Origin of the sequence: Pseudomonas sp. S30, assembly GCF_016518545.1 — a bacterium.
Lineage (GTDB): Bacteria > Pseudomonadota > Gammaproteobacteria > Pseudomonadales > Pseudomonadaceae > Aquipseudomonas.
In genome coordinates, this window is sequence record NZ_JACVTO010000001.1 from 442,521 (window position 1) to 467,201 (window position 24,681).

Below are 24,681 nucleotides of genomic sequence, written 5' to 3' on the forward strand. Positions count from 1 at the left end.
CCTTCTCATCTAAAAGAGTGCCAGCGTGTAGTTCAGGAAGACACGATTCTGCACCTGATTCGGGTCGATATCCGAATGCATCAAGCCGTGTCGCCAACCGAAACCAAGACCTTTGAAAGTGCCACTTTGCACCACATAATCGATGCCCATGTCGCGCTCCCACTCGCTGAGCTCTGGGCCTGTTGCGGTGTTGATTCCTTCACCTTTTACGTACATGACGAATGCCTTCAAGCCCGGCACACCCATCGCGGCAAAGTCGTAGCTGTACTGACCAAACACAGACCTTTCGCCTGCCCGGTTGAAAGCAGCCATCATGCGGTCGATGTAGATGTATAGCGATGAGGCACCCGCGCCCTTATCTGGCAACGTTCCCTGGCTCTGTTGCACAAAATTGCTGCCATTGGAAACTTGCTGATAACCCATCATCACCGCATTCCCACCCACCTGATAAGTCAGGGCCGCCGTCCAGAGGTGGTTGTCGATCTTGCCGTCAGCACTTTCAGTGAATCCACCTACGCGGTAGCCCGACACGCGCCCTTCTGCGCTTTTATTGGCACCATCAGCAGTGGTGCGGAAGTAGCGGAGATCAGCCTTCAGGCTCTGGCCAGGGGCAAGCTGCCAAGTATTTTGAAGACCAAGGAAATGCTGATCGTAATAATCTTCTAGGTTGGCAAAATAATACTGGGCCAGACCTTTCTCCCCAATTTGATAATCCACACCAGCCAATACCATCGCATCACTTTGACGAGTACCACCTGAGACAGCTAGGCCGGTGCGATCCGTCGACCCTCGTCCTGTTGCCTTCGTGATGCGGCCTGCTGTGAAGGTCAGTTTCTCAAGCTCGTGGGACGTCAGCAGAGCCCCTTCGAACGTCTGCGGCAGAGTACGGCTGTCGTTGTAGGTAATCACAGGTAGGTTTGGCAGCAGCGTGCCGTAACGCAGCTCGGTCTTCGACCAGCGAAGTTTTGGAGTAACGCCTAATCGCCCCCACTGATCGGCAGCACCATCACCTTTGTTTGGGATCATGCTGCTACCCCGATGCCGGCCATCACCACTGTCCAGCGTTACCCCAAGGAGAGCCATAGCATCAACGCCAACGCCTAGCGGGCCCTCTGTGAAACCCGATTGGAAATCCAGCACTGCGCCCTGGGCCCATTCCTCGATTCGACTTTGTCCGGCAGGGCCTGGACGGTCACGGTAGTCATTGCTGAAGTAGAAGTTGCGAAGCTTGAGGTTCGCCTTGCTGTCTGCCAAAAAATCAGCGTAGGCGACACAACTAAGGGGCAATACCAGGGCGCCAGGAATCAGCGAGCGAAGCAGATTATTCATTGGAAACCTCATTTTTGGGACACGGCTACGCCCACCCTCCTTGCAGAGGGTGATTGCGTTGAAGACAGGGTTGAAAGAACCGATAGCACCTCAGCGCTATCGTAAGCGGATGGCGAACACACCTTCAGAATCCCCAGATTAAGGGCGATGGTGTCCACCTAAAAATACGTGGACACCATCGTCCTTAATTCAAGGAACACCATGCGCCAGCGCACCTCTTATCCCAAACCCTTCAAGGCCCAAGTTGTCCAGGAATGCCTGAGCCACGATGTATCCATTGCCAGCGTGGCGCTGCGGCACGGCATCAACGCTAATCTGGTTCGCAAGTGGATACCTATCTATCGTGACCGGCAGGCTTCTGCCTTGCCTGCATTTGTACCGTTGAAGCTTGAGAACGCTGCGGCGACGCCTGCTCGGCAGGATGTAGCCCGCATCGATATTTCCTCAGGGCAGCAAACAGTCACTGTGAACTGGCCGATCTCCGACCCGGACGGCTGCGCCCGCTTTATCCGTAGCCTCTCCCAATGATTCGCATCGACGCCATCTGGCTCGCCACCGAGCCTATGGACATGCGCGCCGGTACCGAAACTGCCCTTGTCCGTGTGATCGCCGTGTTCGGTGCGGCGAAGCCGCACTGCGCTTATCTGTTCGCCAACCGCCGCGCTAATCGGATGAAAGTACTCGTGCACGACGGCGTGGGTATCTGGCTGGCCGCGCGCCGCCTGAACTAGGGCAAATTCCATTGGCCTGGCACGCATCGAGGCCACGAGGTTGAACTCGACGCCGAACAACTTCAAGCGCTGGTGCTTGGTCTGCCTTGGCAACGGGTGGGTACTAACGGCGTAATTACGTTGCTCTGAACGGGGTCTTTTAACTGTGTCGAGTGGGTTGCTTTGGTAAAATCCACGGCATGACTTCCACGCCCAATCTCGACCAAATGATCCCTGATCAACTGCGCGCACTCGCTGCGCAGTTGCTGTCGAAGGTCGACACCATGGGCCGCAAGATCCATCGTGACGAGACGATCATCGAGCAGCTCTCTCACGAGATCGCCATTCTCAAACGCCACAAGTTTGCCAAGCGCAGTGAGCAGATCAGTCCGGCGCAAGGCAGCTTGCTGGATGACTTACTCAACACTGACCTCGAAGCCATCGACGCGGAGTTGAAAGCGCTTCGCCCCGCTCCGGCACCGGACGAGCCACGCTAACAACCCAAGCGTGCAGCGTTGCCACCGCAGTTTCCTCGTACCGTCATTCATCACGAGCCTGATAACACCGAGTGCTCCTGTGGCTGCCAACTTCAACGCATCGGCGAAGACGTCAGCGAGAAGCTGGATTACACGCCCGGCGTGTTCACGGTTGAGCAGCATGTACGTGGCAAGTGGGCCTGCCGTCAGTGCGAAACACTGATCCAGGCACCGGTACCGCTACAGGTGATCGACAAGGGCATCCCCACCGCCGGCTTGTTGGCTCACGTGATGGTGGCCAAGTTCGCCGACCACCTTCCGTTGTACCGGCAGGAAAAAATCTTCGGCCGCGCCGGCCTGGCGATCCCGCGCTCGACGCTGGCTCAATGGGTCGGCCAAACCGGCGTACAACTGCAACCGCTGGTAGATGCACTGCGCGAAGCCGTACTGGCCCAGCAAGTCGTCCATGCCGATGAAACACCGGTGCAGATGCTGGCCCCGGGCGAAAAGAAAACGCACCGAGCGTATGTCTGGGCCTACTGCACGACACCGTTCTCGGCACTGAAAGCGGTGGTCTACGACTTCAGCCCCAGCCGTGCAGGCGAACATGCGCGCAACTTCCTGGGTACCTGGGACGGCAAGCTGGTGTGCGATGACTTCGCAGGCTACAAAGCTGGCTTCGAGCAGGGCATCACCGAAATCGGCTGCATGGCCCATGCCCGGCGCAAGTTCTTCGACCTGCATGTGGCGAACAAAAGCCAGTTGGCAGAGCAAGCGCTGCACTCCATCGGCTGCTTGTACGAAGTCGAAAGGCAGGCCAAGGACATGAGCGATGAAGATCGCTGGCGATTACGTCAGGAAATGGCGGTGCCCATTGCAGAAAAGTTGCACGAGTGGATGCTGGCTCAGCGCGCGCTAGTGCCCGAAGGATCGGCCACGGCAAAGGCACTAGATTACAAATTGAAACGCTGGGTAGCGCTGACGCGCTACCTGGATGATGGTGCCGTGCCCATCGACAACAACGCCGTGGAGAACCAGATCAGGCCGTGGGCGCTCGGTAGGTCTAACTGGCTCTTCGCAGGCTCGCTGCGCAGCGGTAAACGGGCGGCGGCAATCATGAGCCTGATCCAGTCTGCGCGCATGAACGGGCACGATCCGTATGCGTATCTCAAGGATGTGCTGATTCGGTTGCCGACCCAAAGGGCAAGTGAGATCAACCAGCTGTTACCTCACTCCTGGAAGTGTGCATGAGGCAACTACGTCATTCTAGTTGTCAGGTGGGATAGGGATGGCAGAGGTGTAAGGGTTAAACCAGATTCGGTCGCTCAGAGCATGTCCTGTATGCTGAGCACCGACGCGGCTGCAACAGGCATCGAGATCAAAGCATGAGCATGCAATACGGCAGTTCGCTACCTGGCATAGTGATGGTGGTCGAGGACGACGAATTACTGAGAAGCTTGATGGTGGAGGCAGTCGCAACTCTGGGCTATGAAACCGCAGAGTTTTCCACCGCTGACGATGCGCTCATCTACGCGTTGCGCCCATCAACCTGCATTTCATTGGTTTTGACTGACTTGACCGTACCCGGCCAGCTTGACGGTATCGATCTTGCCCGGCTCCTTCGGCAACGTATTCCCGGGCTACCGGTGATCATCACCTCCGGTTTCATCGGTGCGAATCGCGAACTGGACGATTGGATTGAGTTTCTGCCCAAGCCGTGGTCGATGTGGACCCTCACACAAATGGTAGACCGACTCGTATCCCCGCAAACCGAGGGCTAGCTCGCCCATTGAGTCATGGGATATCTCGCGCGGACGGGTCGTACACGTAAGGAGGGCCGTCAGGGTGCGCCTCCACCCCAAACTTGATCAGCGGTTGAGCGTCGAATACTGGCTCCCCACACTGAGTTGCCCCGCACCGGATAGCAAAATCGTTGTTACCGGGCGGCACAAACAACGTCAGCGTTGACGAATCGACATTGAGACCGACTGGGAACAAGTCGTTTTCACCAATTGGGGCATATTGTTTACGAAGATTGCGAAGGCTACTCAACGCCCCCAGCGCGGCAATGCCTGAGCCTAACGGCTTCTGAAACCACATTTCTCCATACACCAGGGTAACCGAACACTGTACGAGCTTATCAAAGCCCAATTTGTGAGTTGCCGTTCCCGACGGATGGAGACGCTCTGATCCCTCCACGAATGGGGCCGGTGTCTGCACAGCTTGGTCGAAGCTGAGCTATTGCAATGCTCAGCGTCATGCCAAGATGTGAGATAGAGTACATCGCCTTGGGAAATCGCCATGTTCCCACACCTAAGTCAACAGGGCTGATCCAGCCCCAGGACACCTTCTTGCCTCACTCTTCAGATGTCGACCAGATACGTGCACTCCAAGCCGAGGTTACCAGCCTCAAGGCTGAACTGGGCAAGACGCAGGATTATCACCGACTGATTCTCGATAGCGCAGTGGACTACGCCATCATAGCCGCCGATTTGACAGGTCGGATCACGGAATGGAATGAGGGGGCGGTGCAGATTTTGGGGTGGTCACGCGAGCAGGCTCTGGGTCAGCCGCTCCAGATGATCTTCACCGACGAAGACCGAGACAACGCGGTCGTAGAAAAAGAGATCGGGCTCGCCCTCAATCGAGGCCGGGCGGCTGACGACCGGTGGCATCTAAAACAGGACGGCAGCAAGTTTTTTGCCAATGGCCTGATGATGCCCATATTGGAAAACGGGCAGTTTGTGGGCGTGATGAAAGTGGTGAGAGATTTGACCTACCGGGTTGAACTCGAAAACCGCCACCAGACCGCCCTTTCGGCAGCTGAAAAAAGCTTTGCGCAACTCGCCGATGCCATTCCTCAGTTGGTGTGGACTGCCTCTCCCACAGGTGATGAGCTGTGGTTCAACTCACGCTGGCAGGTTCTTGTGGGCCTATCAGCGCAAGCGCTAGGCCAGCGTGGCTGGATGCAGATGATTCGTGAGGATCAGCGTGAGGATGTACGAAGTCGGCTTGAGCAGGCGCTTATCCAGAAAAAGCCCTTCGAAGAAACCTTTGCGATGAAAGATCGCGAAGGTACTTACCGATGGTTCCTGTGCCGCGCGCTACCCATCCATGATGAGTCTGGCACGCTTTTGAGATGGTTTGGCACCTGTACGGACATTGATGCCTTTCAGGTTGAGTTCGAGAACCAGCAGGAAACCAACAGAGGCCTTGAGCAGGCTAGCGCCCATCATGCTGATGAGATGGCCGCATCTACGGAAGAGCTGCGACAGCAAGTAGTTGGTCGCAAAGCGGCAGAAGGCCAGGTGCAGCAATTGCAGAAGATGGAAGCAGTCGGCCAACTGACGGGGGGTATCGCCCACGACTTCAATAACATGCTGACGCTGGTAATTGCCTCATTGGACTTGCTCAAACTGCGTAAAGCACAGACACCCAGCCAAATCGAGCGTTACTGCGAGATAGCACTGGATGGCGCACACCGCGCAGCTGCATTGACTCACCGACTGCTGGCGTTCTCTCGCCAACTGCCACTCTCGCCCCAGCCCATCAATTTGAACAAGCTCACTGCAGGTCTGGCCGACATGCTGTCCCGTACACTGGGTGATCGGGTGCAGTTCGAGAACGTCCAATACGCCGGCTTGTGGTTCACTCACGCTGATCCATCCCAAGTGGAGAACATCATTCTGAATCTGGCAGTCAACGCCCGAGACGCGATGAATGAGGGCGGACACCTGACCATCGAGACTGCCAATACCTATCTGGACGAGCAGTACGCAGAAGCTCACGACGTTAAGCCCGGCCAGCACGTGCTGCTGGCGGTGACCGATACAGGCAGTGGGATCGCGCCGGAGTTCATCGACAAGATATTCAATCCTTATTTTACGACCAAGGACGTAGGAAAAGGCACCGGCCTCGGACTTTCCCAGGTCTACGGATTCGTGAAGCAATCGGGCGGCCACATCAATGTGTACTCAGAGATGGGAGCAGGCACTACCGTCAAGATCTACTTGCCTCGTTACTTTGGGGAAACTGACGATCTGCCTGAAACAGGAACGGTTCCTGCGCAACCGGAAGAATTACTGGCACTGCCAAATGAGACGATTCTGGTGGTTGAAGATGACTCTTCGGTCAGGCAGTTGTCTATGGAGGCCCTGAGCACTTTCGGTTACACCGTCTTGGAAGCTGAAAATGGCGAGGTAGCCCTGAAAGTATTGGCGGCGAACCCTGACATCAGCCTGCTGTTCACCGACGTCATGATGCCGGGCATGACTGGAAGGGTACTCTCGGATACAGCCTACAAGCTGTACCCCACCCTGAAGGTGCTTTACACCACCGGGTACACCCGCAATGCCATCGTGCACAACGGTGTGTTGGATCACGGGGTGCATTTCTTGCCAAAGCCATTCAGTGTGAGGGAGCTTGGCAAAAGGGTGCGCGCGACTTTGGATAGCTAGGCCCCTCCCTGGATGGCGGGGATGGGCCTAGAGCACTCCATCCCCTTTCAGTTCAGGATGGCCGGATTGCCTTGGGGTAATGGACGGTAAAATTCGCGATGGTAGAGCCTAAATCAAGGGTCGCTGAAAACGCGGAGCGTATCGGCTCAATTCAAGGTCACACGTTCATTCGAGGATGAGGAGCAACCCCGTGGCAGTCACGCTGAAAAAATTGGACGCTTCTGAATGTCCTAATGACGTGGACATGAACGGTGCCGACCATGTCTGGCAGGTTATCAGCTTCGACGGCTCTGCCAGCTACTACGCCAGTGAGGAGGAAGCAGCGGCGGCTGTCGCTCAATTGCATACAGAGGATCAAGAAACCAATTCCTGAGCGCGGATCACAGAATCAACGCCTCAAAGCATCTCTATTCGTCGCAAGCCCCGAAGGGCGGGTTGTCCAAATATTGTACAGCTTCGTCGAATGGATGATTTTTCTGTACATCTTCAGCCGCCTGTCATCTGCGACCAACTGCAGTAACACTGGGAGATCAACCGAAAACAGATGTTCTGCGATGGGGTGACGAAAATGCCTGAGATACGCGTGCTGCTGGTTGAAGATGAGCCCATCCTTAGAGAATTGATGATTTTCGCCCTCGATGAAATCGGTGCGAACGTAACGGCGGTGGACTCAGCTCAGGGCGCAGCCGAAATACTGGCCAACCAGGCTTGGAGCTTATTGATCACCGACGTCCAAACACCAGGGCCCATTGATGGGTGGGATCTGGCGTGGAAAGCATTTAATACATGGCCTGAGCTACCGATCGTGGTGACCAGCGGTTATACGAGCAGGACTCAAGACTTGTTGCCACCTGCCGCAGTGTTCATCTCCAAACCCTGGGGTCTAGATCAGTTTCTCAACGTGGTCGGAGAACGGATTAGCCACTCTTGATAGATATGCGTGAGGTGCAAGGTGGGTTTGCCACACGCTTACGCGCTATCAGCAGCTCAAAGACAGAGTCGATTGGTTCGGCTACACGTTCAGTTTTGAATCATGTAGCCAGAGTGGCTGGCATCATCGAGTAGCCACGGCAACACCTTGATTTTCGGTACGCAGCCGGTGCACACCCATAACGCCGATTAGCGATAGCGCTGAAAGCGCGCTGAAGAACAACGCCAGCGGAAGCCACTGCCCCGAGAACTGGTTGGCTAGCATGGTGCCAATGATTGGTGTGGTGCCACCTGCGATGGCGCAAATGAGCTGGTACGCCATGGATATTCCCGAGTAGCGAAGGTGTGATGGAAATGCCTGTGCGATGAAGCCTGCCACGACTGCATACAATGCAGAAATGGTCACCACGCAGAGCGTGATGCCAAGGATCATCAGGCCCAACTTCTGGGTGGTGACCAAGACGAACATGGGATACGGAACCACAATCGACAGCAATGCAGCCCACATCAGAAACCGCGACTCTCCCACTCGCTCAGCGATGATAGCACTGACTGGCTGAGAAATGAGCTGGAAAACTGTCACGATGAACAGACAGTCGAGGATCGTTGCCCTATCAATACCCTGGTATTGGGTGACATAAGTGATCATGAAGGTGTTGGTGAAGAAGAAGCCCGCCGAACCGATTGTTACGGCAAGGGCCGCAAACAAGATCTGTCGCCAGCATGTGCGGATGACTTCGCTAACAGGGAATTTGACGACCTCGTTCTTTGATTTGGCCTCAACAAATTCTGGCGATTCCTCTACACCGAACCGGATAGCCAAGCCCACCAACATCAGCACGCCACTTATGAGGAAGGGAATGCGCCATCCCCACGCAAGGAAATCCTCTGGTGACAGTGTCGATACCACCCGGAATGCGATCAGTGCGAGGAGAAGACCTGCTGGACTCCCCAATTGAGCGAAGGACGCGTAGAAGGTCTTGCGTTTGGCCGGCGCATGCTCGCTGGCCATAAGAACCGCACCGCCCCACTCACCACCGACGGAGATCCCTTGGATGAATCGCAGGACGATGAGCCCGATAGGTGCCCACATGCCAACGGCTGCGTAACTCGGAAGAAGGCCAATAGCGGTCTTGGCCAAGCCCATCAAAACCATCGTGAACAGCAACATTTTCTTGCGGCCCAGTCGATCATCCAAATGCCCGAAGACCATGCCGGCCGTTGGCCGCGCAATGAAGCCGACTGCGAACGTGCCGAACGCGGCCAAGGTGCTCAGTAACGGATCTGAACCTGGGAAGAAGACCTGCCCTAGCACCAGTGCCGCCGCTGTAGCGTAAATATAGAAGTCGTAAAATTCGATGGTCGTGCCGGCAAATGCTGCCGCCGCCGCACGCCGCGATTGTGATTTGCTCTTCATGATGTACCCTTCATTTTTTTTGTTAGGCAGGGAATATCTGGACTGCAGCGAGATGCTCTAAATGGCGCTTGTTGGGTTTATCGCCAACTTCATTGGATCAATCAATTTACTAATATTTAAGCTGAAAATAAGCCGAAATAATGTCCACTGTTGGTGCTAATTCCATCGCGCCGGAAGTGATCCGATCTATCAGAATCTAAAAAAAGCCCCAACAAGCGGTCATCCTGACGGGGCAAGGAGGGTGAGACCCATCCAAAGTGCCTGGCATCCCGCCAGGCTAGGAGCAATAGAGCGCGTATCAATCCTGCAGGTTGCACCATTGAGCAATAAACAATGCGATGCTTTTCGTGATCAGTCTCAGGGACTCGATGTGCACACGCTCATCAAATCCATGGATGTCCAGCGACTTGGGCCCGTAAACGAGTGTAGGCATGTCGCCGTAGATCACGAAAACACGAGCATCGAGGTAACCAGGCGTGGTGAAGGACTCGAGCTCACTCTCAAACGCGATCCGGTGGCAATCGCGCAGAGTGTTTTCAGCGTCAGAGCCTTCCTCCAGCACGTAGCCCTCGGCGTAGAAGCCGTTGAAGGTGACCTCAGGAGCAAGACCACCAAGGCGAGGATCAGATGCGGCCTCGGCCAGGCATGCCTCGATCTCGGCACGGGCTTCATCGGCAGTGGTGCCAGGGTAGATGGCAGCACGCACTTCGAATTCGCACCATGGTGGTACAGTCGAAGGCCAGTCGCCGCCAACGATCTTGCCGACGTTGAAATTGATCGGATGATCCAAATGCTCGAAGTGACGATGGCAATGGTGCTGGCCGTTCCACTTCGACTCGATCTTGCGTAGAGCTTCCATCGCGGCGTAGGCAGCATCAATGGCGTTAACGCCAGTCTCCATTTCGCGGTTGTGCGTTGGACGGCCCTTGACCTTGACCTTGAACCAGAGCACACCGACGTTGGCCCGAACCAGCATGTTCTCTTCAGGCTCAGGAATGATCACGGCATCGGCCTTGTAACCACGAAGCAGCGCTGCAAGAGCACCATTGCCGGTGCATTCTTCCTCGACCACCGACTGGAAGTAAATCGGGGCCCCAGGTGCATAGCCGGCGGCCTTGATGGCGTCGTAGGCAAAGAGGTTCGCTACGAGACCGGCTTTCATGTCCGCCGAACCACGACCATACAGCCAACCGTCGATGATCGCTGGATCCCAAGGAGAGCGGGCCCAGTTTTCGACCGGGCCGGTCGGAACCACATCGATATGACCATTCAAGATCAGCGAACGCCCAGTCTGCTGCTCAGGGCGATAGGTGCCTACAACGTTGAAGGCGTTTTCGTAGGAAACGGTAACGGGCCCGAAGCCTGGGTGGGACTTAATGTCCTCGACGTCGATCTTCCAACGATCCATCGAAAAGCCGCGCTTGTGCATGGCCTCGTAAAGGAAGTCCTGGGCAGTATGTTCCTGCTCACGCAACGACGGGATGCGAACGAGATCTTGGGTGAATCGCAATTGAGCGTCGAAGTTGTCATCGACTGCTTTCAGGATGCGCTGAACCTGTTCAGGCGTCAGCTGATTCTGACCGGTAGTGCTAGTCATGGATGATTCCTAGATTGGTTTTTATGAGAGGTTAACGGGTCAGGCCCGATGGGCAGTCGCAGTACCAAGATGCGGATCACGACGCCTCTTGTGAATCGACAGGCCGATCACGGAAACCAAGGTGATCGCCGAAAGCACGGAGTAGAAAACGGCCAGTGGAAACCACTGATTGGGGTAAATGTGAGTCAGCCAGGTGCCGATCAAAGGGGTCAGGCCACCAGCAATCGCACCGCAGAATTGGTAGGAAAGTGAGATACCGGTGTAACGAATCCGGGTCTCGAATGCAGAGCTGATGAAGCCCGCCATAGCCGAATAAATGGCGGCCATTAAGACAAGAACAATAGCGATGCCGACGATGATGCTGAGGCTGGTGCCTTGGCTGACCAGCATGAACATTGGGTACGGCGCAGCCACCGATGCTGCAGCAGCGAAGATCAGCACCCGGGACGTGCCAACAGTTTCAGCAAACCATGCGGCCAGCGGCTGAATGAAGAACTGAATGATCGCGACGACGAACAGGCAATCCAGGATCATCCGGCGATCCAGTCCCAGCGTTTGGGAGGCATAGGACAGCATGAAGGTATTGGTGAAGTAGATACCGCCAATCGCCACGGTACAAACGCCCATGCACAGGAGAAGCGTGCGCCATGCAGTCCGGAACACTTCTCGTGCAGGAATCTCAGTGGTCTCTTTTTCCTCCAGCACTTTGGCGAAATCTGGAGACTCACTGACGCCAATTCGGATGAAGTAGCCGACCAGGAGAAGCACAGCACTGATCAAGAACGGGATGCGCCAACCCCAGCTAACGAAATCAGCCTCGTCCATGGAGGTGACCATACGGAAAGCTAGCAACGAAAGAATCAAGCCAGCCGGGCTACCCAGCTGCGCAAAAGAGGCAGCGAAGGTTCGACGTTTGGCCGAGGCATGTTCGCCCGCCATAAGCACTGCCCCGCCCCACTCACCGCCGACCGCCAAGCCTTGAGCCAGACGCAACACAATCAAGAGGATCGGAGCCAGGATGCCAGCCTGTTCATAACTGGGCAGAAAGCCGATGCCAACTGTCGCAATGCCCATGATGACCAAAGTGGCCATGAGGGCTTTCTTACGACCAACACGGTCGCCCAAGTGGCCAAAGACAAACCCGCCCAAGGGGCGTGCCAGGAAGCCAACAGCAAAGGTGCCGAATGCCGCCATGGTGCTCAAGAACGCATCACCCGTAGGGAAGAAAACCTTCCCGAAGACCAAAGCTGCTGCTGTCGCATAGATATAAAAATCGTACCACTCGATTGTGGTACCAATGAATGCTGCTGTGGCAGCGCGCACGGGCTGTTTTGCAGCCGGCACATGGGATGTCCCGGTCATGGTGAAGGCCTCTCTTAGATTTGTTGTGAGATTTATGCGCTCACCGCGACATTCGATCAATTTCCGTATTCTTAAGCTCAACATTAGCTAAATTAATGTCTTGTGCTAGGATCGCTGAATGAGGTTTGCTACATAGCAACCCGGAAATAAGTGAAATGATGGCCGCAGATGAAAGACAAAAATCACCGTATCAGTGATCGCCTTGACTGGAATCTACTTCGGACTTTTCTGGTGATCGCGAGAGAGAAAAGCATCAGCTCTGCTGCGGTAAAATTGCACGTCACCCAATCCGCCGTAAGCCAGGCGCTACGCCGGCTTGAGGATCAGTTCGGGCGAAGGTTGATCGAGCGTCACCATAGTCGGTTCTACCTCACGGCTGCAGGGGAAGAGGTGCTGGCCGCCGCCGATACCATTTATGGCAATGTGGCTCAGTTGGCGAGCAACGTTTCAGATGCGGAAGAGCAGACCGTGGGCAGGATCAACGTGTTGGTCGCAAGCCGCATCCACTCCGCCGTCTACGACGCGTTCTGGGCAAAGTTTCATAAGGCTCATCCCCGCATCGAAGTTGAGCTTGAGGTAATGCCCAGCAGTGAAATTGTTAAAATCATCCAGCAGAAAGGTGCCACTGCTGGAATCGCCCTTTGCAAGCAGATTCCAAAGCGATTGGAGCACAAAATTTTCCTGCAGCAGAACTACGGCTTGTTCTGTGGCCAATACCATGACCTCTATGGCAAATCTGACCTCACGATGGAGGATCTTCTGGGTGAGAATTTCGTTTCTTTCACCAGCGATGCACTTGGCGATAGCTTGTCGCCACTCACGATCTTCAGGGATCAGCGAGGGTTTTCGGGGACGGTAGTAGCAAGCTCCTCTCAGTACGATGAGGTCAAACGTCTCCTAGTAGCTGGCTTCGGCATTGGTTGTCTTCCAGAACATAGCGTCCAAGCTGACCTAGAGGAAGGTAGGCTCTGGCGTCTCCCTCCGGATGAGGGAGTCTGTACCGCAAATCTCTATTTTCTATGGCATGAAGATGCTCAACGGACTGCAGCAGAGAGAACGTTCCTGGACGCATTCAAAGCTCATATCGAGACTTATCCCCTTCCCCACCGCTTGCTCGCAACCATACCAGCCATATCGGTTGAGTAATTGGCGGCTGCTGAAGATCAGGGTCTGAAGACTATGTGCCCATTGAACCGGGCCACTAGGTGTAGAAAAGCAAAAACTTTTCAACAACCTCATACTCCCTAGAAAACAATTTCAGTTACCCCCCTGTGATGGGAGTCTAAAGCAAAGCAATTTTTCATCAGAAGAGGGAATATTTTTGTCACCGACGATACGATCTAGGAACAAAAATAGTGATCACCATCTTTAGCTCCAACCACCGGCTTCATCACGGCACAGAACTCAAGGATGGATCCTTGAAACCGTCGTTTGAAAATCCGCAAAGAGCAGACACCGTCCTGGCTCGCGTTAAAAGCGAGGGCCTTGGCGATGTCATTTCAGAGCAGCGCTTCGACCGTTCCAACTATGTCCCAGCACACAGCGAGCGTTACGTAACGTTCCTGGAAAACGCCTGGCAGGAGTGGGTGGCCACCGGAAAAACGCATGACGCACTGCCCCTTGTATGGCCAGTGCGTGACTTGGCCATCGATAAGGAACCTGGATTCATTGATGGCAAGCTGGGCTTTTACGCAATGGACGCCGGCGCACCTATCACTCAGGGGACTTGGGAAGCCGTTCGCAGTAGCGCTGATGTCGCCCTGACCGGCATGGAGCGGGTTATTGAGGGTGAGCGAGGCGCTTTCGCTTTGTGCCGTCCACCAGGACATCATGCTGCTCGCGAATATATGGGCGGATACTGCTATCTAAACAACGCCGCAATTGCAGCAGAACGCTGCCTACGTCGCGGGGCAAAGCGAGTAGCCATTCTGGACGTCGACTTCCATCACGGGAACGGAACACAGAACATTTTCTACGACCGGAACGATGTCTTCTTCGCCTCTATCCATGGTGATCCTTCTGTCTCCTACCCCTACTTCTCGGGGTTCGCAGATGAGAAAGGCGTAGGTATCGGTGAAGGCTTCAATGCTAACTACCCGCTGCCTCGAGGCACACAGTGGGACACGTTCAGTGTGGCATTAGCGGACTCTCTGAAGCGCGTACAGGCTCACCAGCCCGACTTCCTGATCATCTCATTGGGCGTGGATACCTTCGAGCATGATCCGATCAGTCATTTTCGCCTGACCAGCAACAACTTCATCCAGATGGGCGAGGCCATCGCGAAGGCCGGCATTCCAACGCTTTTTGTGATGGAAGGTGGCTACATGGTTGATGAGATCGGCATCAACGCGGTCAACACGCTTCAGGGCTTCGACAGCTTGGCACGCTGAAAAAAAATCCCCATCTCAAAGGGTGGGGACTTTCACTGAACTACTTGCGAGGAGAGAGGTGAATCCCAGCGATCATGCATCGCACCGAGCCACCAGCCATTTCTATAGTCGGCACATCCAAAGGCACCAACCTGGCCGAGCGCTCAATCCGCTGTTTCTGCTCCTGCGTCAGGCTGTTGAACGCCCGGCGAGAGAGGGCCAAGATCCGCCCATCACGTCCCGACAACTCAATGGCATTGCCGGCAAACTCGCCGATCTGCTGGTTGGTCAGGTCGATCACATCGCGGCCCGACTCCATCAGCCGCATACGCACTTCCTCTGCACGAGCCTTGTTCGTGAAGGTGCCAAAACCAACAAGTGCGAACTCGGTGGCCACGCACATCAGAACGTTGGTGTGATAAATCGGTGCGCCCTTCTCGTCCGCCGTATCGAACACCATCGGCTCGAAATTGAAGTGCGTGCTAAAGCGCTCCAGGGCAATCGGATCAGCTCGGTTGGAACGGGCGGTGTAGGCCACGCGAGACATGTGGTCGAACACCATTGCACCAGTGCCCTCCAGGAAGAGCTCGTCTTGCTCGAGGCCAGAATAGTCGATGACGTCCTGAACTCGGTATTCCTGCTTGAGCATTTCAATCACGTCGGCACGGCGCTCACGACGACGGTTGGGAGAGTACATCGAGTAGATCGCGACATGGCCGCCAGGATGAGTGGAGAACCAGTTATTCGGGAAGACCGAATCAGGAGTGTTGCTCTCGCCAAAGTCTTCGAACAGATGCACTCGGACACCCTCGGCCTCCAGCCTTCCGGCAGCATGGGCCACCTCATCTCGAGCAACATCGGCAAGGGCTTGCGCCGCGATGTCGGGATTTGAGCTTTGGAACGAGTTGTCCGCAGCGGTTTCCGGGTTAGGGGTAAAGGCGTGAGGCTTGACCATTACCACTGCTGCAGGCGCTTGAATCGAACGCGTAGGGAATGCCATTCAGAAATACCGATGTTGGGTGCTGGTCTTGTAGTTATGCAACGCGTCGGATGCGTTTCTTGGCGGAACGGCCACGAGTATGGCTGAACAGATCTTTCGGATCGTCCTCAACCCACGGTACTAGATCGATCTTGGTGCCGGCGCCCCGCTTCTGCGCCTGCGCCAGGACATAACGCAGCACCGAATAGTCTTCCAGAGCGAAACCGACAGAGTCGAAGACGGTAACTTGGTCATCGCTTTGGCGCCCTTCCTGCTCACCGGTCAGCACACGCCACAGGTCAATAACAGGAGAGTCGGCTTCAAGCTGCTGGATGTCACCCTCGATGCGGGTTTGCGGCTCGTATTCCACGAATACACGAGATTTACGCAGTACATCTGCGTGCAGTTCGGTCTTGCCGGGGCAGTCGCCGCCCACGGCATTCAGGTGCATACCAGGCTCGAGCATTTCTGGAGTGATGATGGTGGCGTAAGACTTGTCCGCAGTAACAGTGGTCACGACGTCCGCACCGCGAACTGCCTCAGCAACACTTTGGGCACGGGTGATTTTGAGGTCAGTGTACTCCTGCAGGTTTCGAACGAGCTTGGCGGTCGCCTGAGGGTCGACGTCATAGGCAACGATCTCCTGGATGCCCAGGTGCTTGTGGAAGGCTAGCGCCTGGAATTCGCTCTGAGCGCCGTTGCCGATGAGAGCCATTTTCCTTGAGTTCGGACGGGCCAACGCTTTGGCGGCCATCAGCGAGGTTGCAGCAGTACGCAGCGCAGTGGCGATAGTCAGCTCGGAAAGCAGCATCGGATAACCTGTCTCGACGTCCGCCAAAACGCCGAAGGCCATCACAGTATGGAGATCCTTGAAGGTATTGGACGGATGGCCATTCACGTACTTGAACGCGTACTGACTGGTGTCCGCCACAGGCATCAACTCGATAACGCCAACTTCCGAGTGGCTCGCTACCCGAGCTGACTTGTCAAATTCAGGCCAGCGCTTGAAGTCGTCGCGAATGACTTCCGAAAGCTCACCCAGAAAGTCAACTACGCCGATATCACTTACCAGGTCGGACATAGTAGGTACGTCGATGAAATGCGTCATTGTTATACACCTTAAAAGTGCTCCCACCCTGATGGCATGCAAAGCGGTCGCTATCTGTGAATTTTTTGATCTCCGAAATCTTGATGAAGAAATGAAGCAATTTGAAGCATGCAGGTTGCCAGATTTCATAGATTTCTAGACAATCTGGTCACTAAAAACAGCAATATGGATGGAACAAGGCAAATGGATAACACCGACCGTGAGCTGATCGCTCTTCTCCGAGACAACGCTCGGACGCCCGTTATGACCCTGGCCAAGAAGCTGAAGGTTGCTCGAGCTACGGTTCAAAACCGCATTGCCAAGCTTGAGGAACAAGGCATCATCATGGGCTATACGATCCGGCTTCAGTCCGATGCTATAGAACGTGGGGTGCGGGCTATAACCAGCATCAGCATCAGTGGTCACCACGCCGCCGAGGTGAAACACGCGTTGCGCGGCCACCCGAACGTTGTGGCGATCCACACCACGAACGGTCGCTGGGATCTCATGGCGGAGCTCCGCGCAGACACCCTGGAAGCCTTCGACAAAGCCCTCAACACAATTCGGTCCATCCAGCACATCGAGAATACCGAGACTAGCATCCTGCTATCAACCTTCAAGATGTAGCCTCCGAGGTCAGTTGTGCACCACGCCACTATGACTTAGCACATTGCTATAGATGACATTCACTTTGCTATGTACACCTGCTCTGCCTAGCAGTTTGTAGCGTTCCGATTGGCAACTATGACTGGCAAAATGACCATTCCAGCCCATCCGGACGGATACAGACAGAGGGATGAACGGTTAACGCGGTGAGATTCTCTATAAATTCATAAACTTGGTGAATGAGCTCGGTTTGAGCTTGCCTTTATAGTCTGCGCATTTACCACCACGTTCGGCTTTGTTAGCGGGCTTATAATTTATAGCATCGCGCTAAGGCTCGACCTTCTTCTCGAGGGCTGGAAGCGGTTTTTCATAAAAAAAAAATAAGAGGTGATATATGTATCAGATGTGCAATTCGCAAGAATCGGCCACTAGCGATGGTCGAGAACTGAAGCGGCGTCTTCAGAACAGACATATTCAGCTCATCGCAATTAGCGGCGCAATCGGTACAGGCCTGTTCATGGGCTCTGGAAAAATGATCGCCCTGTCCGGATCCTCAATTCTTCTCGTCTACGCAATCATCGGTTTCTTCGTTTTCTGCATCATGCGTGCAATGGGCGAAATGCTCCTCGCCAACCTAGAGATGGGATCGTTTGCAGAGCTTGTCCACCATCATCTAGGCCCTCGGGCCGGCTTTATCCTCGCCTGGTCGTACTGGTTGAGCTGGGTGGTCGTAGCAGTGGGCGATGTCGTAGTAGTTGCAGGCTTCCTGCAATACTGGTTCCCTGACCTTCCCACGTGGATACCGGCCTTCGGAACCATGTTCCTTCTCGTTGCCCTGAATATGTTGGCTGTGAAAGCTTTCGGTGAGGTGGAGTTCTGGTTCGGCCTCATTAAGATCGTTGCCATCGCAGCTTTGGTGCTGACCGGCCTCTACATGGTGGCGACCTCTTACACATCCCCTGATGGTATCACCGCATCGCTCAGCCACTTGGTAGAGCAGGGTGTGATGATGCCGCATGGCGTGCTGGGCTTCCTAGCCGGCTTCCAAATTGCCATTTTCTCATTCGTGGGCACTGAGCTCATCGGCACCGCTGCCGCCGAAGCCCACAACCCTGAAAAGACACTTCCAAAAGCCATCAACACCATCCCGCTGCGCATTCTTCTTTTCTACGTCGCAGCGCTCGCTTGCATCATAAGCGTAATTTCTTGGGCCCATGTCCCAGCAAACCGCAGCCCTTTTGTTGAGCTGTTCCTGCTGGGTGGCCTGCCCGCTGCGGCAGGGATGATCAACTTCGTTGTGATGACATCCGCCGCCTCCTCCGCCAATAGCGGCGTGTACTCCGGCTCACGAATGCTGTACGGCCTGTCTCACAACAAACAAGCACCACGAGCTTTCGGCCGTTTGTCAGGCTCCGGCACTCCAACCCGCGCCTTGATGTTTTCCGGTCTGTGCATGACCATCGCCCTGACCCTGCTGTTTGTCATCCAAGACGTAATGGGTGTGTTCACTCTGGTCTCGACTATCTCAGCAGTCATGGTGGTTGTGACATGGTCGTTGATCCTGTTCTCGTACTTGGCGTACCGACGCACTAGCCCACAAGCTCACCAGCGCTCAACTTTCAAGCTCCCTGGCGGCAGGTTTACTGCTGTGCTCTCGCTTGTGTTTCTGGTGTTCGTGCTGTGCTTGCTGGCACTGGAAGCAGATACTCGAACAGCGCTGTACGTGATGCCGTTCTGGTACATCGGCCTACTGCTGGCCTATCAACGAAGTTCAAAAACAGCCTCCCCTGTAGCCATGGCAGCTTCGTGAGGAGGCGATCGTGAGCTCAACAACGACTGGCATCAAACTCGACGCCCCGACCAAGGAGCGCATCAAGGAGGCCGCAAGCCTGCTGGATCGAACCCCTCACTGGTTCATGAAAAAAGCCGTGATGTATTGGCTGGAGAGAGTTGAGGCCGGTGCCGGTATTGGGGACATGCTCAGTGCGTCGGAGTTAGACGACGATGACCGGCAAAACAGCGTGCTGAACCGGCAGCGGCTACTGGAAGTTGACTAGCCAGGCATCACGACCGCAGCCAACCGCTGCGTTCGTTGCTTGCATCATACGCCCAGGCGAGCGAGGCCTGAGCAATACAATGCTGGAAGCCTTCCAGTAACACTGTTTCTGCCATAGTCATCCGCTGCTCTCAACTCCACAGCAGATGTAGATCGATATCGACGATGCCTTCAGCCGGTGGTAACCGCCAGAGAAGCCCATTCTCTACGTCTTCATCTAGGAGATGCTCTGGCATACAACCAACCCCAAACCCAGCACATACAAGACGGTGAACTTCTTCGAAGCTTGAGGATAAGCCGACAATCTCTCCGATGAGCCCATGCTGGTCGCGAAACGTTGCAAGTGGGGACAGATTGCCACCTAACTGGTCGCTGACGAAGCTCACAAAGTTTTCTCCACGCATCGCCTGAAAGGTCGTGTCATTGCGTGCGAACAACCGGCGTCGAACTCCGCAGTAAAATTCATACCTGCGGCCGAGTAAATGGCGCTGCTCCAACTTCGATTGAAGAATTCGGCAAAGCCCGAGACCTGCAGTAGCCGTTTTTTAAAGTAACGAAGTGATGATGTCGTCGCTACGCGCAACCTCAATTTCGAGCTCAACAAGGGGGTGAGCCTCATGGAAATCGCCCCACTAATGCTTCATCCCCTACGACCCAGAAATTGGGGCGCTAATTGCAGAAAATTCGCAGCCATTGGAGGGTACTTACCTCGGCCGAATCGTTGTGTATATCCGACGTAGCTAATTGACGTTACGCCATGACATAACCTTCTGGGCAACACACCTTTCTGATGCCATCGATTAAGGCGATGGTGGGTAAGCGCCCAGCGAACTCACCTTACGTAAGTCAGGCTGGCATCCATGGGTGCGGCAGCAATTGACCGGTCTCACTGGCTCGCTGTGTCGGCAACCGCGTCACCACATCTTTGAGATAGTCATACGGATCATGCTCGTTCATGCGCGCCGACTGGATCAAACTCATGATTCCAGCCGCTCGTTCACCACTGCGCAGCGACCCGGCAAACAACCAGTTCGAGAGCCCGAGTGCCTACGGCCGTACCTGATTCTCGACCTGATTGTTGTCGATGGGCACAGATCCATCGTCGAGGTAGCGCGTCAGCGCTACCCAGCGTTTCAGGCTGGAGTCGAGGGCTTTGACCGTGGCTGATCCGTTGGGCACCAGGTCACGCTGGGCCAGCATCCACTCATTAAGTGTGTTGCTGATTGGTACCGCCAGTTCCTGACGTATTCGCCCCCGACCTTCGTCCCTCATGTCCCGCGCCTGTCGTTCGACCTCATACAGCCCACTGATCGAGTGCAACGCCTGTCCGGCCAACTGGCTGTTGTTCGCGACATGCAGATCGCAAAACTTGCGACGGGCGTCGGCCATGCAGCCGATTTGAGTGATGCCTTGCTCAAAGCCAGCTTTCTAGCCAGCGGAGTCATCGCAGACCAACTTGCCGCTCCAGTCGCCCAGAATGTTGCGCGCATGTTCGCCCGCACGGCTTGGGCGGAAGTCGTATACCACGGCTTGAGCGCCGAAAACGGCGTGCTGCTGTACGCCCAGATGTAGGCCCGATGGGTTTTCGTATCGCCTGGCGCAAGCATTTGAGCCGGAGTTTCGTGAGCGTGAATCACACCCTATTTCAGCATAGCTTCACGCAGAGCATCGACCAATGGCTGGAGTCACACGCCGGTTTGTCCGCCCCCCCCTGGGCCAAGGTCAAGCGAGCGGTGGTCAGCCCAGCGCGACCAAAGATTTTCCCTCGCCGGTATTGCGGCAAGTGATCGGCAACCTTGGCCACCATCATGTGGGCCAACAGACTTGCGGTTGGAATACTTTTGTCGATGACCTGCGCCGGCACCGGCGCATGAGTCAGAGTTTCGCACTTACGGCAGGCCCAATTGCCACGCACACATTGTTCGACCTTGAACACGCCTGGCGTGTAATACAGTTTTTCGGTGATATCTTCACCGATGCGTTGAAGCTGGCAGCCAAAAGCGCATTAGGTGTTTTCTGGTTCGTGACCAACCTCCGTGGGTGGAAACTGCGGCGGCAATGGGGCACGTTTCGGCTATTGCCGTGGCTCGGCTTGTGACGAAGCGGGAAGAAGCTGTTTCAGCTCGGCCTCGATAGCTTCAAGGTCTGTATTGAGCAGGTCATCCGGCAAGCTGCCTTGCGCCGGGCTGATTTGCGCGCTGCGCTTGGCATGCTTGTGGCGTTTGAGCAGGGCGATTTCGAACTTGAATTGTTCGATGATGATTTCGTCGTTCTGGATCTCCCGACTCATCGCCTTGACCTCGGACTGCAACTGCAAACTCCTGTGCCGCCAAGGCACGAAGCTGCTCCGGAGTCATCTGGTCAAGATTGGGCGAGAAATTCATGCCGCCGATTGTGACAGACGCAGGCCCGAAACAACGACAAGCAGACCGGTCAAATGGTCGGCGATTACAGCATGTTGATCACACCGCCTGCGCCGACGCACAGCCACGACAGGCCTAGCACCAAAGCCAGGAGTTGTTCGCCGTCGAGTCCGACCTCGCGACCATGACGAATGCCGGGCCAGTAAAACTTGCCTTAATTCAGTCGTAGTGCGGCAAGTCAGACGCCCACGCCATCGTGCACCAGAACTTTCATCCCGTTAGCGCAGCGATTGGCGAAGAGATAAGCGCAGTGCGGTTTCGCCACACCGAGCACCGCGATCACTCGGGCCAATGCCGTTTTGGTGCCGGCGCGCATACCCATCGCGGTGACCAGCCAGATCGCATCGATGCGGATCATTGAGCGACAGCCCGTATAAATTGCGCGCAGCCCTCAGGATCTGAGGTTGGCCATTTCACCGTGATTACTTGCGCGGCCATGGGCACCTCAATGATCACTGACGCTTCGGCTGGCCGTTTAGGTACGGCCTTTAACGGAACAAATGCCGGTAGCGAGGTTGCTGCGGATTGGTCTCGATAGAGCGGCGTCCATTTGCGGATTACTTAGCAGTGATACTATAGCTGATGGCGATACTGGACACCGTTGCGCCAGGTTGCAGGCATCCCCAAACGACTTGGGCTTTAAATGGTTTTGGATAAGAGCTTCGTTGGCGCACTGAAATCTTGGCAATAAGGGGGATCGCGTCCGCTTAAAAATACGCGGACACCATCGCCCTTGAAGCGGGAGTGGGGAAGATGAGTTCGCCGGACGCTTACCTTCCAACCGCCATACTGCTCGCCAAACGTCAGGTGCTCGGTCGGGTTGTTGGGCGGCAGCAGGGCATAGGGGCGGCCTTGACGGGCGCGGTCCCGTCGAAAACAACTGATAGGCTTCCGCCCATGGGCTTGGAGAGACCGCCCGCCGTGCTGTCGGGCCAGACCACGCGCCGGTTCTCCAGATCGACCCAATCCCATTCGAGCCTGCAGATTTCGGAGCGGGAGCCGGCGAACTCGAATTACAGGCAAATCGCCGGCTGAATAACGTATTTCTCCAATCCTTTCGTCTCTAGCTTCTCCAATTGGCGGAAGATCAACGCTAGCTCGTCGCCGACGATGAGCCAGGTTACCTCGCCGGACGGGTGCATCGGGAAGTGGGGCACGGGTTCGTGCCGTCCAAGCGGTAACCCAACTTCGGTCAGGTGGAACATCTCGCGTAGCATGCCCAAGGCGTTGTTTGCCCCGGCCGGCTTGCAGGCCAGCTTCTCCGTCAGCCCGGCAACTTCAGGCCGCTTCACGTCCTGCACTTTCTCGTGGTTGGTCAGCCAACTGTGCAGTGCGCACATAAGCACCATGCTGATTTACTCAAGCACACCAAATTTAACTAGACTGCATCCAGGCCGAACCTGTCCCGCATTCTTTGAAACTCTGCGAAAGCCTGATCGATTTCTTCTTCGGTATTCATGACGAAGGGGCCGCGTGATATAATCGGCTCCCTGAGCGGTTTTCCTGCGAACAAAATGGCGCGCAAGCTCTTATTCTTCGTGGCAAAGGCAACCTTGCTTTCCTCCACCTCATATTGAAGCCTGGCGATTTGCCCGCTATGCGTAGGCGCAGCATTGGCACCAATGAAGCCTTCGCCTTCCAGCACAACAACGACACCGTTGTAATCCGCCGGCAATTCTTGCTCGATCAACGAATGAGGTTCGAGACGTACTTCGACCATCGTAACCTTCGCATGATTGCGGGTCGGCGAGACGTGTTCACCTGATGCCCCCGAAAACACGAGGATCTCGGCACCTGGCAGCTTCCGCCTGAGCACCCGGTCATCCTTCAATTCCTGAAAACTGGCTGGAATCAGCTTGTCTGTACGAGGCAAATTTACCCAAAGCTGCAAGGTATGGATAGGCCGGTCATCGACCGGCACCTCGTTGTGCAGCAATCCCTTGCCAGCCGTCAGCCACAGCGCCTCGCCAGGTCCAATGACACCTTTGTTCCCGTGATTGTCGTAATGGGAGTTGTATCCGTCCAGCATGTAGGTGACTGTTTCGATGCCCCGATGCGGATGGTTCTGGAAGGCGCCCTGGGAATACCAATCTTCCATGAGCACAAGAAACGGGTCGATTTCCTCTGCGAGTTCAGGTGAGAGGAGCATCCGGTTGCGATGAACGGCTGTCCCCCCCGGGAGCATCTTGGGCGTATCAACATGCCTGACGTTTCGCGACTTAACCACAGCAGTTCTCCGATCAGACCTTGAGTACGACAATCTGCTGGGCAGCCGATTCCAGTGCCTGCGTGCGCTGCTCCGGCCCCGCATTCAAACCCTCCGCGACCACAACTTGAAGATCAGTAACGCCGATGAAACCGAAGATTGCACGCAGGTAGGATTCAGCATGTTCCCAAGCGGCGACAGGCGAACCTGCCCCGTAGAGACCGCCGCGCGCGACAGCCAACACGACCTTTTTGTCCCCGACCAACCCTTGAGGGCCTGCCTCGGTATAGCGGAAGGTTTTGCCATTGATGACAATGCGGTCAACCCACGCCTTGAGTTGGCTGGGAATCGTGAAGTTGTAGAGGGCTACACTGATGACAACTATATTCGCGGAAAGAAACTCATCGAGCAGATCGCTGCTCAAGGCTAAGTCGTGCTGCAAAGCAACGTCATGTCCGACTGCTGAGCCACTAGCCGCTGACAGATACGCTCCCGAAAGATGGGGGACAGGATTGGCAGCGAGGTCGCGGTACTTTACGGAAATTGCAGGATGAATCGCCATGAACTTCGCGACTATGTCGGCCGAAATCTGACGGCTGGTGGAGTTCTGGCCGAGAATGCTTGAGTCGATATGTAACAGCTTCGTCATGATGGTTTCCGGACGATGATTGGTATTA

Annotated in this window: 21 protein-coding genes and 3 pseudogenes; 12 read left to right on the forward strand and 12 right to left on the reverse strand. The window is 55.3% G+C overall.

Translation table 11 applies throughout. The features are described from left to right. Positions 1-9: 9 nt before the first annotated feature. The gene (locus IAE34_RS02015) at positions 10-1,329 is read right to left on the reverse strand and encodes an OprD family porin (protein ID WP_200137180.1); all 1,320 of its coding nucleotides are present in this window, start codon (positions 1,327-1,329) and stop codon (positions 10-12) included. A 201-nt stretch (positions 1,330-1,530) separates the two neighbouring features. Between IAE34_RS02015 and tnpA the strand changes: the two genes are divergently transcribed. From tnpA to IAE34_RS02050, 7 genes and pseudogenes are all read left to right on the forward strand, one after another. Continuing rightward, positions 1,531-1,857: an IS66-like element accessory protein TnpA gene (tnpA, locus tag IAE34_RS02020; RefSeq protein ID WP_200137181.1), complete on the forward strand. Its 327-nt coding sequence runs from the start codon at positions 1,531-1,533 to the stop codon at positions 1,855-1,857. Further along, on the forward strand, positions 1,854-2,060 hold the full coding sequence (gene tnpB / locus IAE34_RS02025) for an IS66 family insertion sequence element accessory protein TnpB (protein ID WP_200137182.1): 207 nt from the start codon (positions 1,854-1,856) through the stop codon (positions 2,058-2,060). Before tnpA ends, tnpB begins: the two co-directional genes overlap by 4 nt. A gap of 179 nt (positions 2,061-2,239) precedes the next feature. Further along, positions 2,240-3,766, forward strand: a pseudogene (gene tnpC / locus IAE34_RS02030) (IS66 family transposase). Between the two features lie 134 nt (positions 3,767-3,900). Next, positions 3,901-4,296, forward strand: coding sequence for a response regulator (locus IAE34_RS02035; RefSeq protein ID WP_200137183.1), 396 nt, complete (start codon positions 3,901-3,903; stop codon positions 4,294-4,296). A gap of 465 nt (positions 4,297-4,761) precedes the next feature. Beyond that, positions 4,762-6,972 carry a PAS domain S-box protein gene (locus IAE34_RS02040; protein ID WP_200137184.1) on the forward strand — a complete coding sequence of 737 codons (2,211 nt, stop codon included), beginning with the start codon at positions 4,762-4,764 and terminating at the stop codon, positions 6,970-6,972. A gap of 190 nt (positions 6,973-7,162) precedes the next feature. Further along, positions 7,163-7,345 (forward strand): hypothetical protein, encoded by a 183-nt coding sequence (locus IAE34_RS02045; protein WP_200137185.1) that lies wholly within the window; start codon positions 7,163-7,165, stop codon positions 7,343-7,345. 195 nt (positions 7,346-7,540) lie between these two features. Further along, positions 7,541-7,903: a response regulator gene (locus IAE34_RS02050; protein WP_200137186.1), complete on the forward strand. Its 363-nt coding sequence runs from the start codon at positions 7,541-7,543 to the stop codon at positions 7,901-7,903. Between the two features lie 123 nt (positions 7,904-8,026). Here the strand turns inward: IAE34_RS02050 and IAE34_RS02055 are convergent, their stop codons facing one another. From IAE34_RS02055 to IAE34_RS02065, 3 genes are all read right to left on the reverse strand, one after another. Then, a complete protein-coding gene (locus IAE34_RS02055; RefSeq protein ID WP_200137187.1) occupies positions 8,027-9,319 on the reverse strand; it encodes an MFS transporter in 1,293 nt (430 codons plus the stop codon). A 298-nt stretch (positions 9,320-9,617) separates the two neighbouring features. Further along, positions 9,618-10,916: an ArgE/DapE family deacylase gene (locus IAE34_RS02060; protein WP_200137188.1), complete on the reverse strand. Its 1,299-nt coding sequence runs from the start codon at positions 10,914-10,916 to the stop codon at positions 9,618-9,620. Between the two features lie 39 nt (positions 10,917-10,955). After that, a complete protein-coding gene (locus tag IAE34_RS02065) occupies positions 10,956-12,278 on the reverse strand; it encodes an MFS transporter (RefSeq protein ID WP_200137189.1) in 1,323 nt (440 codons plus the stop codon). Between the two features lie 168 nt (positions 12,279-12,446). On the opposite strand from IAE34_RS02065, the gene IAE34_RS02070 reads away from it, so the two are divergent. Both IAE34_RS02070 and IAE34_RS02075 read left to right on the forward strand, forming a co-directional pair. After that, entirely contained in the window at positions 12,447-13,424 is a 978-nt protein-coding gene (locus IAE34_RS02070) for a LysR family transcriptional regulator (RefSeq protein WP_200137190.1), read from the forward strand. A gap of 209 nt (positions 13,425-13,633) precedes the next feature. Next, on the forward strand, positions 13,634-14,668 hold the full coding sequence (locus IAE34_RS02075) for a histone deacetylase family protein (protein WP_200137191.1): 1,035 nt from the start codon (positions 13,634-13,636) through the stop codon (positions 14,666-14,668). A 40-nt stretch (positions 14,669-14,708) separates the two neighbouring features. On the opposite strand, the gene ctlX is transcribed toward IAE34_RS02075, so the two are convergent. Continuing rightward, complete coding sequence (gene ctlX / locus IAE34_RS02080) at positions 14,709-15,602, reverse strand: citrulline utilization hydrolase CtlX (protein ID WP_200137192.1); 894 nt, start codon at positions 15,600-15,602, stop codon at positions 14,709-14,711. Between the two features lie 79 nt (positions 15,603-15,681). Then, positions 15,682-16,734 carry an ornithine cyclodeaminase gene (locus tag IAE34_RS02085; RefSeq protein ID WP_200137193.1) on the reverse strand — a complete coding sequence of 351 codons (1,053 nt, stop codon included), beginning with the start codon at positions 16,732-16,734 and terminating at the stop codon, positions 15,682-15,684. A gap of 183 nt (positions 16,735-16,917) precedes the next feature. Here IAE34_RS02085 and IAE34_RS02090 point away from each other — a divergent pair, with 183 nt between their 5' ends. The 3 genes from IAE34_RS02090 to IAE34_RS02100 all read left to right on the forward strand — a co-directional run bounded on the left by IAE34_RS02090 (position 16,918) and on the right by IAE34_RS02100 (position 19,376). After that, complete coding sequence (locus IAE34_RS02090; RefSeq protein WP_200137194.1) at positions 16,918-17,340, forward strand: Lrp/AsnC family transcriptional regulator; 423 nt, start codon at positions 16,918-16,920, stop codon at positions 17,338-17,340. Between the two features lie 373 nt (positions 17,341-17,713). Continuing rightward, positions 17,714-19,129 carry an amino acid permease gene (locus tag IAE34_RS02095; protein ID WP_200137195.1) on the forward strand — a complete coding sequence of 472 codons (1,416 nt, stop codon included), beginning with the start codon at positions 17,714-17,716 and terminating at the stop codon, positions 19,127-19,129. Positions 19,130-19,139: 10 nt separating this feature from the next. Continuing rightward, positions 19,140-19,376: a transcriptional regulator gene (locus IAE34_RS02100; protein ID WP_200137196.1), complete on the forward strand. Its 237-nt coding sequence runs from the start codon at positions 19,140-19,142 to the stop codon at positions 19,374-19,376. Positions 19,377-19,383: 7 nt separating this feature from the next. Here IAE34_RS02100 and IAE34_RS02105 read toward each other — a convergent pair. The 6 genes and pseudogenes from IAE34_RS02105 to IAE34_RS02130 all read right to left on the reverse strand — a co-directional run. After that, positions 19,384-20,001, reverse strand: a pseudogene (locus tag IAE34_RS02105) (substrate-binding domain-containing protein); the annotation flags it as partial. 220 nt (positions 20,002-20,221) lie between these two features. After that, positions 20,222-21,759, reverse strand: a pseudogene (gene tnpC / locus IAE34_RS02110) (IS66 family transposase). Between the two features lie 217 nt (positions 21,760-21,976). Then, entirely contained in the window at positions 21,977-22,156 is a 180-nt protein-coding gene (locus IAE34_RS02115; RefSeq protein ID WP_200137197.1) for an IS66 family insertion sequence element accessory protein TnpB, read from the reverse strand. A 655-nt stretch (positions 22,157-22,811) separates the two neighbouring features. After that, a complete protein-coding gene (locus IAE34_RS24630; RefSeq protein WP_442793176.1) occupies positions 22,812-23,147 on the reverse strand; it encodes a hypothetical protein in 336 nt (111 codons plus the stop codon). A 29-nt stretch (positions 23,148-23,176) separates the two neighbouring features. Continuing rightward, complete coding sequence (locus IAE34_RS02125; RefSeq protein ID WP_200137198.1) at positions 23,177-23,947, reverse strand: pirin family protein; 771 nt, start codon at positions 23,945-23,947, stop codon at positions 23,177-23,179. Between the two features lie 91 nt (positions 23,948-24,038). After that, positions 24,039-24,653 (reverse strand): FMN-dependent NADH-azoreductase, encoded by a 615-nt coding sequence (locus IAE34_RS02130; RefSeq protein ID WP_200137199.1) that lies wholly within the window; start codon positions 24,651-24,653, stop codon positions 24,039-24,041. Positions 24,654-24,681 lie beyond the last annotated feature (28 nt).